Annotated in this window: 8 protein-coding genes; 6 read left to right on the top strand and 2 right to left on the bottom strand. The window is 68.5% G+C overall.

Annotated elements, in window-relative coordinates:
* Positions 1-931 (bottom strand): LysR family transcriptional regulator (locus tag AOK23_RS30065; protein WP_055715737.1); only part of this gene is annotated, 931 nt, incomplete at its 3' end.
* Between the two features lie 170 nt (positions 932-1,101).
* Between AOK23_RS30065 and AOK23_RS30070 the strand changes: the two genes are divergently transcribed.
* The 5 genes from AOK23_RS30070 to AOK23_RS30090 all read left to right on the top strand — a co-directional run bounded on the left by AOK23_RS30070 (position 1,102) and on the right by AOK23_RS30090 (position 7,394).
* Complete coding sequence (locus AOK23_RS30070) at positions 1,102-2,223, top strand: PrpF domain-containing protein (RefSeq protein WP_055715738.1); 1,122 nt, start codon at positions 1,102-1,104, stop codon at positions 2,221-2,223.
* A 103-nt stretch (positions 2,224-2,326) separates the two neighbouring features.
* Complete coding sequence (locus tag AOK23_RS30075) at positions 2,327-3,580, top strand: SLC13 family permease (protein WP_240496629.1); 1,254 nt, start codon at positions 2,327-2,329, stop codon at positions 3,578-3,580.
* A 105-nt stretch (positions 3,581-3,685) separates the two neighbouring features.
* Positions 3,686-5,056, top strand: coding sequence for an aspartate aminotransferase family protein (locus AOK23_RS30080; RefSeq protein WP_240496630.1), 1,371 nt, complete (start codon positions 3,686-3,688; stop codon positions 5,054-5,056).
* Between the two features lie 36 nt (positions 5,057-5,092).
* A complete protein-coding gene (locus AOK23_RS30085; protein WP_055715740.1) occupies positions 5,093-6,163 on the top strand; it encodes a phosphotransferase in 1,071 nt (356 codons plus the stop codon).
* A gap of 58 nt (positions 6,164-6,221) precedes the next feature.
* Entirely contained in the window at positions 6,222-7,394 is a 1,173-nt protein-coding gene (locus AOK23_RS30090; RefSeq protein WP_055715741.1) for an ROK family transcriptional regulator, read from the top strand.
* A 12-nt stretch (positions 7,395-7,406) separates the two neighbouring features.
* Here AOK23_RS30090 and AOK23_RS30095 read toward each other — a convergent pair whose 3' ends face one another.
* The gene (locus AOK23_RS30095; protein WP_055715742.1) at positions 7,407-8,369 is read right to left on the bottom strand and encodes an ATP-grasp domain-containing protein; all 963 of its coding nucleotides are present in this window, start codon (positions 8,367-8,369) and stop codon (positions 7,407-7,409) included.
* A gap of 179 nt (positions 8,370-8,548) precedes the next feature.
* Here AOK23_RS30095 and AOK23_RS49020 point away from each other — a divergent pair.
* Positions 8,549-8,791: hypothetical protein (locus AOK23_RS49020; protein ID WP_206336323.1), on the top strand; the 243-nt coding region annotated here is incomplete at its 3' end.

Raw genomic sequence — 8,791 nt, forward strand, 5'->3', positions numbered from 1 at the left:
GCTGGGCCCCGTGCAGTCCGGGAGCGGTGGATCGCGGCGCCACCGGGCGCCGGACGCGGGCCAGCGCCGGGGCGGGCGGGGTGACGGGGCGGGCCGCGGCGCGGGCGAGGAGGATGCGCCGGGTGGGCGCGGGCACGTCGGAGGCGAAGGGCAGCAGGCGTACGTCGCTGCGGCGGCTGGTGAGGGCCAGACGCGGGGCGAGCGCGATGCCGAGGCCGGCCGCGACCATGGCCTGCGCCTCCTGGTAGTCGTGCGAGGCGTAGGCGATGCGCGGCTCGAACCCCGCCTGGCGGCAGCTGCGGCGCAGGACATCGGCGACCGGGTGGTTGTCGGCACGGATGATCCACTCCTGGTCCGCGAGATTCCCGAGCCGCACGGAGGGATGTGTACGCAGGGGCGAGTCGGCGGGGACCACCAGCACCGTGGGGTCGTCCAGCAGGTGGGTGAGGGAGAGCGCCGGATCGTCGACCCGGTTCCACTCGTAGTCCCAGAGCAGCCCCTGCTCCACCTCCCCGGCGTGCAGCATCTCCCGTAGCTCCTCAAGGACCCCCGCGCGCACCTCGATACGGATACCGGTGTGGCGGCGGCGGAAGCGGGTGAGCGCGAGCGGCAGCAGGGACGCGCTCGCCGTGGGGAAGGACCCGAGCCGCAACGTGCCCTGGTCGAGGGCGGTGAAGGAATCCAAGTCGGCCTGAGCGGCGCGCAGTTCACGACGGATCGCCTGTCCCCGCTCGACCAGCGCGGCACCCGCCGGGGTGGGTCGGATCCCCCGAGGCAGCCGCTCCACCAGGGGCTGCCCGGCCTCCTGCTCCAGCAGGGACATCTGCTGCGAGGCGGCGGACGTGGTCATGCCCAGCGCCTCCGCCGCAGCGGTGAGCGAACCGCGCTCGGCGGCCTCGGTGAGCAGCAGCAGACGACGTACGTTCAACATGCCTGTGACTTTAGCTGAGCTAAACCCATGTGAAGCGAACTGCGATTGTTCCGAAGTCACGCCTCTGCGAAGGTCTCCGCAGTCGCCGAGCGGTTCACCGGCCCGCAATGCGCCGGTCACCACCGCTTCGGCCCTCACCTCCCCTCGTTGAGCAAGAAAGAGCCTCAGACGTGCACACTCCCGCGACCCTGGTGCGTGGCGGCACCAGCAAGTGCTGGCTGTTCAACCAGGTCGACGTCCCCGCCGACCGTGGCCGACTGGAGAAGCTGCTGGTCTCCGCGTACGGCGCCACCGACCCCGTGGAACTGGACGGCGTGGGCGGGGCGACCCCCACCACCTCGAAGGCGGCGGTGGTCAGCGCCTCCTCCGAACCGGGCGTGGACGTGGACTACCTCTTCGCCCAGGTGGGCATCGGCACCGGCTCGGTCGAGTGGACGAGCAACTGCGGCAACTGCGCCACAGGCGTCGCCCTCTACGCGGTCACGAAGGGCATGGTGGCGATCACCGGCGACCGGACCCGGGTGGCGATGCGCAACACCAACACGGGCGCGGTCCTCGAAGGGCTCGTCGACACCACCGGCGGCGTCGTCCACCACTTCGGCCGCCAGACCGTACCCGGCACCCGGGCCGGCGGGGTCGCCGTCGGCCTCACCTTCCTCGAACCGGCCGGCGGCACCACCGGTTTACTGCTCCCCACCGGACAGGCCGCGCAGAGCCTGCGGGTCGCCGACGCCGAGCCGGTACGGGTGACCATGGTGGACGCCGGGGCCCCCGTCGTCCTCGTCGACGCCCTCGACGCCGGCCGCACCGGCGCCGAGTCCCTGGACCGGATGGACACCGACGTGCCCTGGCTGCGCTCCGTGCGTCATACCGCCGCATCGCTGATGGGGCTGCTCGAACCGCGCAGCGAACCCGGCGACGCGGTGCCCAAGGTGGGCCTGATCGGCCCGCCCGTTCCGTACACCACCACCCTCGGCGAACCGGTCGCGGCCGAGGACTACGACGTCTCGGTGCGCATGCTCAGCATGAACGCCCCGCACCCCGCGATCGGCCTGACCTCCGCCGTCGCCGTCGCGGCGGCCGGGCTCGTCACCGGCTCCGTGGTCTGCCGGACCACGGGCGGCCCGACGGACGAATGGCTGCGCCTGGGTACCCCCGCCGGCATCGTCGCGGTCCGTTGCACCGACGTACTGGACGGCCTGCCCCGGCGGGTCACCGTGCAACGCGCGGCACGGCTGCTCGCCGACGCCCGCATCTACGTCCCGGACACAGGCACCACGCAAGCCGCCTGAAACGGGACGAACATCCCCTCGGTCGGCCGGTACCCCAGCCGTCCGCACCGGGATAACCTCGCGCCCTCGGGGCGCGCCCCTCCCCATCGCACCAAGGACAAAGATGTCTGCTGAAGTGATCTCCATAGGCGCGCTGCTGGTGATGTTCGTGGTCGGCACGGTGCTGCCGATCAATCTGGGCATCCTCGCCTTCGTCGCCACCTTCGCGGTCGGCACCGCCTCGCTGGGCCTCACCGAGGACGAGATCTTCGAGGGGTTCCCGGCGAAGCTCTTCGTCACCATCGTCGGCGTCACGTACCTCTTCTCCGTCGCCCGCCGCAACGGCACCATCGACTGGCTCGTCGCGGCCGGCGTTCGGCTGGTGCGCGGCAAGGTCGCGCTCATCCCCTGGGTGCTGTTCCTGGTGGCGGCTCTGCTGACGGCGTTCGGCACGTTCACGCCGGCGGCGGTCGCGATCCTCGCGCCGATCGGCATGAACTTCGCCTACCGCTACAAGCTCAACCCGCTGGTCGTCGGCATGATGGTGATCAGCGGCGGGCACGCGGGCGCGTTCTCCCCGCTCGCCGTCTCGGGCGCGCTCGTCCTCGGCCTGGTCGACAAGACCGACCTGCATGTCTCCGCGGTGACGCTGTTCAGCGCCAGCTTCCTCATCAACCTCGTGCTCTCGGCGCTCACTTACGCCCTGCTCGCCAAGCGCCCCGCGCCGCTGGCCGAGGGAACCGACGACGCGGCCGCCGACGAGGACCTCGCCGTGTCCGGCAGGCCCGACTGGCGGCAGTGGCTCACCCTCGCCTGCCTGGTCGCCCTCGTCGTCGGCGCGCTCGGCTTCCACCTGGAGATCGGCTTCCTGGCCCTGGCGGCCGGTGCCCTGCTGGCCCTGGTGGACATGAAGCGGCAGGAGAAGGCCGTGGACGGCGTCAGTTGGTCCACGCTGCTGCTGGTCGCGGGCATGATGACCTACATCGCCATGCTGGAGAAGGCCGGCGTCATCGAGAGCATCTCCGAGCACGCGGCGGGTCTGGGCGCACCGCTCGTCGTCGCCCTCCTGCTGTGTTTCACCGTCGCCGTCACGTCCGCCTTCGCCTCCTCCACCGCGATCCTTACCGCGATCATCCCCATCGCCGTCCCGCTGCTGCTCTCCAGCCACCTCAGCGCCGCCGGACTGATCGCCGCCCTCGCCATCTCCACGACGATCGTCGACACGTCCCCCTTCTCCACCAACGGCGCCCTCGTCCTCAGCAACGCCCGCGGCGTCGACCCCCGCCGCTTCTACCGCCAGGTCATCGGCTACACCGGCGGAATCGTCGCCCTCGGTCCCATCGTCGCCTGGGGCGCGCTGGTCCTGCCCTGGTCGTAGGCGGGCGGAAGGGCGGGGCATAGCTGTGAATATATTTCAGGCTGGAACTGAAACAATATCTGGTAGGCTCTGCCTGAAGCAGCCACGACGAGCTGCGTGCACGCCATGAAGAGAGGGGACCTGCTGATGACGTCGACACCGAGTCGGGCGCTGGCCAACTACCCCAACAGGTTCGATCCCGCAGCGCTCGGTGATCTGCCCGAGCGCTTGCGGTCCACCGTCCGACGACGGAACGACGTACTGGGCCCGGGCTACGCGCTGAACTACCGGGAGCCGGTCGAGTTCGTCTCCGGCCGCGGCGCTCACCTCTTCGACCGGGACGGCAACGACTACCTCGACGCCTACAACAACGTGCCGTGCGTCGGTCACGCCCACCCGCACGTCGTCGAGGCCGTCTCCCGCCAGTTGGCGGCGGTCAACACCAACACGCGCTACGTGCAGGAATCACTCGTCGACTACGCCGAGCGCCTCCTCGCGACGATGCCCGAAGGGCTCTCCAGGGTCAGCTTCGCGTGCAGCGGATCGGAGGCGAACGACCTGGCCGTACGCGTGGCGCGATTCCACACGGGCGGCGAGGGCATCGTGGTGACACGCTGGGCCTACCACGGTCTCACTCGCGAGGTCGCGAGCTTCTCGCCGACGCTCGGCACGGGTTCACCGCTCGGGCCGAACGTTCGCGTCATCGATGCTCCGGATCCGCGACTCGCCCCGCCCGGCTCATCGCTTGCCGACCACATGCGGAGCCAGGTGCGCGGCGCCGTCCACGACCTCGAACGCCACGGATACAGGCTCGCGGCGCTGATCACGGACTGCGCGTACTCCAGCGACGGCATCTTCACCGATCCGGTCGGCTACCTGCGTGACATGGTCGAGGAAGTGCACGCCGCGGGCGGCGTGTACATCGCCGACGAGGTCCAGTCGGGATTCGCCCGGCTCGGAGACTCGATGTGGGGGTTCAGCCGCCATCAGGTGGTTCCGGACATCGTCACCATGGGCAAGCCCATGGGCAACGGCATGCCGATCTCCGGCGTGGTGTTCAGGCCTGAGGTGTGCGAGGAGTTCGGACGGAACGTCCGGTACTTCAACACCTTCGCGGGCAGTTCGATCGCGGTCGCCGCCGGCGCGGCGGTTCTGGACGTCTTCGAAGCGGAGCACGTGCAGCAGCGCGTCCTCGACAACGGCCGGGCACTGCGCGCCGGTCTCGAGGAGATCACCCGCGAGTCGCCCTACGTCGCGGAGGTCCGCGGGAGCGGCCTGTATGTGGGAGTCGAGCTGGTGAAGGACCGGGAGTCGCTGGAGCCCGATCGTGTCCTCGCCGACCACGTCATCAACGACATGCGTGAGCGTCGTGTGCTCATCAGCGGCACCGGCGAAGCAGTCAATGTGCTCAAGATACGACCGCCGCTGGCCTTCGACTCGGACGACGTGACGCGATTCCTCGAGACCTTCGCGGAGATCGCGGAGAAGCGCCTGTAGCAGGCCGAAAGCCCGACTGCCCGAAGGGACCGAACGGTGAACACCTCGCCCCCCGCACGTATCGCCCAGCAGTTGTTCGAGGAGAGCGGCCTGGCGTCGTCCCACGAGCCCATCGCGACGCAGGTGGTGGACACTCTCCTGGCCCGGCACTACCGACTGAGCGGACGTCTCGAACGGCTGGCGACCGAGAAGGACGACACGTTCCGGCTGCGCACCGACACGGCCGACCACCTGGTCAAGGTGTCCCCACCCGACGAGGCGGTGGCTGTCGTGGCTCTGCAGACGGCTGTGATGCGCCACCTCGAATCCACAGCCCCTCACCTCCCCACCCAGCGGGTCAAGGAGACCATCGAGGGCGGCGACCACGTACCGATCGAGACGAAGGACGGCGCGGTGCGGGTCCTGCGTGTCCTCGACTTCGTCGAAGGCACCGTTCTGGCGCGGACGGACCCCGATGCCCACCAGCTCGCCCTGGCCGGGCAGATGCTCGGGCGAGTGGATCTGGCCCTGCGGTCGTTCAGCCATCCCGCGGACGAGCGGCGTCTCGTGTGGGACCTCCGGTACTTCGACCAGCTGCGGGAACTGATCGACCACACGCCCGAACCCGCGCACCGTCGGCTGGCCCAGGAAGTCTTCCGCCTCTTCCACGAGGCGGTTGTTCCGCGGCTGGGTGAGCTGGAGACCCAGGTGATCCATGGTGACTACAGTCCCTACAACGTCCTGGTGGATCCACGGACCGACAGCTTCGTCACAGGAGTGATCGACTTCGGCGACAGCATGCGCAGCGCTTTGATCTTCGATCCCGCGGTCTCGCTCGCGAACCTGCTCGGCCGGACGCCCGAGGATCCCTGGTACGAGGCATGCGGCTTCGTCGCGGGGTACGAGCGAGCTCGTCCGATCAAGGACACCGAACTCCCCCTCCTGCCCGTTGCCGCGCTTGCCCGCCTCACGCTGCGCGCGCTGGTCACCCATTGGCGCGCGGAACGAGTACCGGAGCGTCGCGACTACCTCCTCGAGCACGCCAGGGACGACTGGGTCAACGTCGACCGGGCCATGGCCGTCGACCTGGAGGAGATCGTGGCCCGCCTGCTGAGCACCCGACGCTAGAACGACCCCGGCCAAGACCCTTGGTTCGGACCACGCACGGTCTCGATAAGGTCATGAGGTGAGCAGCATCAACCCCACACCACGCGACTACAACAAGGCAAGTGTCCTTGATGTGCTTCTCTCCCGTGCGCCGTTGACCAGGAACAAGCTCATCGACGTCACCGGGTTGAGCAAGGCGACGGTGTCGCGGGCCGTCGAGGAACTGCGCGCCGACGGTTTCGTCGTGGACGGGGGAGTCGACGCCGTCGTCGGGCGTGGCCGTCCGTCGACGTACCTCGATGTGCCCGAGACGGCCGGACACGTCGTGGGGGTCGGCTTCGGCGCCGTGACCACCGGCGTGCTGGTGACCGACCTACGCGGCCGAGAGATCGGCCAGATGATCGTTCCGACGGTCGAGCACGACGACGTTCCCGCGGCCGGCCGGTGGCTGGCCGACCTGATCGCGCAGACGGCGGCGTCCGCACGAGGGCCACTGCGCCAGGTCGTCGCGGCACTGCCTGCCCACGTCCGCGACGGCGCCGAGGTCTTCCGGCCCGCCGATCGAATGAGGATCTTCTCCGGCAGGGATCTCCAGCGAACCGTCGAGGAACTCCTGGATGCTCCGGTGACCTTCGACAGTGACGCGAACGCGTCCTTGCTCCAGGTGCTCACGGACGACACGAGCATCCGCAACGCCGCCCTGTTCAGCGTCAGCAGCACCCTGAACTTCGCCACCTGCAAGGACCATGAACTGGCTCGGGGCCGTACCCCCGCGTTCGGCGACATCGGTGCCCTCTCCTCGGGCATCGACGACCACACCCTCAACGAGCTGCTGAGCACCGCCGGGTTGGTGAAGTTCGCTCGCGACCACGGATGGGACGTCGAACGCGTCGAGGACCTGTCGCCGACGCCCCACCACCATTCAGCCCGCGCGGAGATGCTCAACGCGTTCACGACGGCGGTCACGACCGCCGTGAGCATCGTCGCAGTGACCCTCGATCCAGAATCCGTCTACTTCGTCGGCAGGTTGAGCTCGTTGGTGGACGAGGTACTCCCCGAGGTACGCGAGCGGCTCGAGCACACCCTGTCGGCCGTTCCCCGCATCACCACCGTCTCCCAGGTTCTGGGACTCTCGGTGGCGAGCGGCGCCGTCCACGCCTGCCTCGCCATGGCCCACGATCGCCTACGGGAGACGCTGCTCAAGGCACGCAGCCAGGGACCCCACCAGGGACACACCGAGCCGGCCTTCTGATCGCGCTCCGGCTCAGGGGTGGACCCGGTGCGCAGCGGAGAGGGCTTCCCGCTCGAAGTAGGTCACACTGGGTGTCACCAGGTCCAGGCCGCTGAGCGCCTGCATGAAGAGGAACTGCCCTTGAGGGTTGATCTCGAGCCAGACAGGGACCCCGTTGCTGTTCGGCTTCATGTCGATCACGCCCATCCTCAGCCGAAGGCGCCTGAGGACATCCACCAGCCCGCTGCGAGTGGTGTCATCGACCTGTGCGATCCGGAATTCTCCGGGGAGCCTTCCCCGCCAGTCCAGATCCTCGCTGTGGATGGAGACGGCATGGATCTCGTCTCCCAGGACCAGCGCGCGGAGATGCTCCTGCCCCGGAATACATTCCTGGTAGATGGCCGGGGCCAGCCGCATGGACGCCTCTTCTCTGAGGTGGGCGTCCGTCACCTTGCGCGTGAACACCGGCGCGGAAGAACAACCCCGCACGCTCTTCACGATCACGTCGCCGTCGACCGACCGGCAGAAAATTCTGATCTCTTCCGGATCCTGGCTGACGAGGGTGCGCGGCACGGGCAGTCCCGCGGCCTGGGCCGCGCGCAGTTGAACGAGTTTGTTCTCGGCCATGGCGGTGGCGTGGGGGTCGCTCACCCACGTGCCGTGGAAATCGTTCCAGAACGCTCCGGCCAATGCCGTACGGCAGTCGTTGTTGATGACTTCCACGTCAGCGCGGTCGGTGATGTCCGGCGGGATCTTCTGCACATTGCTGCCGCGCCGCCACCAGACGACATCGAGGTCCCCGACATCAAGGGAACCCCCGCCCTTGACGGCCAGACGGCTTCGGGTGTCCGACCAGCTCAATCCGCCGTCCCCGCAGAGGCTGTCCGTTTCGATGACGTCGCAGGCGACCCGTCCCCGGTCATGGAGTACCCGCTGGATGAGCAAGGCATGGAGATCTGCCGACTCGGTGAGTATCGCGAGGTGGCCCTGCCGCACCGTTCACCTCCGAGGCCGACTACAGAAGGGTGTAGTCCACTTTGGAGTCATCGGGTTCAGAGGGGGTCCCGCTCACGGAGAAGGCGCAGGAGCCGCCGGATCCCTCCGGGATGTCATCCCTCAGTTCCGCGAAGCGAATGACTGCCGCTTCCCATTCTCTGAGTTCCTGAGGTACCGGGGTGCTCACACTGCCCGGCGGCGTACCGAGGAAAACGATCGGGCGTTGGTTTCCGGATTCCGAGGTCATGATGCGCATCCGTTCTTGCGATCAAGCAACCAGTTCCGTGCTTTCCGAGCTGCCGGGATCCAGAACGGCCGCAGCTCTCCTTCCATGGGATCACCAGGCGTTGGGCGTGTCAAAGCGGTCACCGACCACGCCCAATTCGTTGCGCTATCCACTAACTGATCGTTTCAGAATGAGT

Source organism: Streptomyces torulosus, from assembly GCF_001419765.1.
GTDB classification, from domain to species: Bacteria; Actinomycetota; Actinomycetes; order Streptomycetales; family Streptomycetaceae; genus Streptomyces; species Streptomyces torulosus.

Excerpts from the sequence above, each read along its gene's own strand:
- AOK23_RS30080 (WP_240496630.1), top strand. The coding sequence starts at position 3,686 with ATGAAGAGAGGGGACCTGCTGATGACGTCGACACCGAGTCGGGCGCTG.
- AOK23_RS30075 (WP_240496629.1), top strand. The coding sequence starts at position 2,327 with ATGTCTGCTGAAGTGATCTCCATAGGCGCGCTGCTGGTGATGTTCGTG.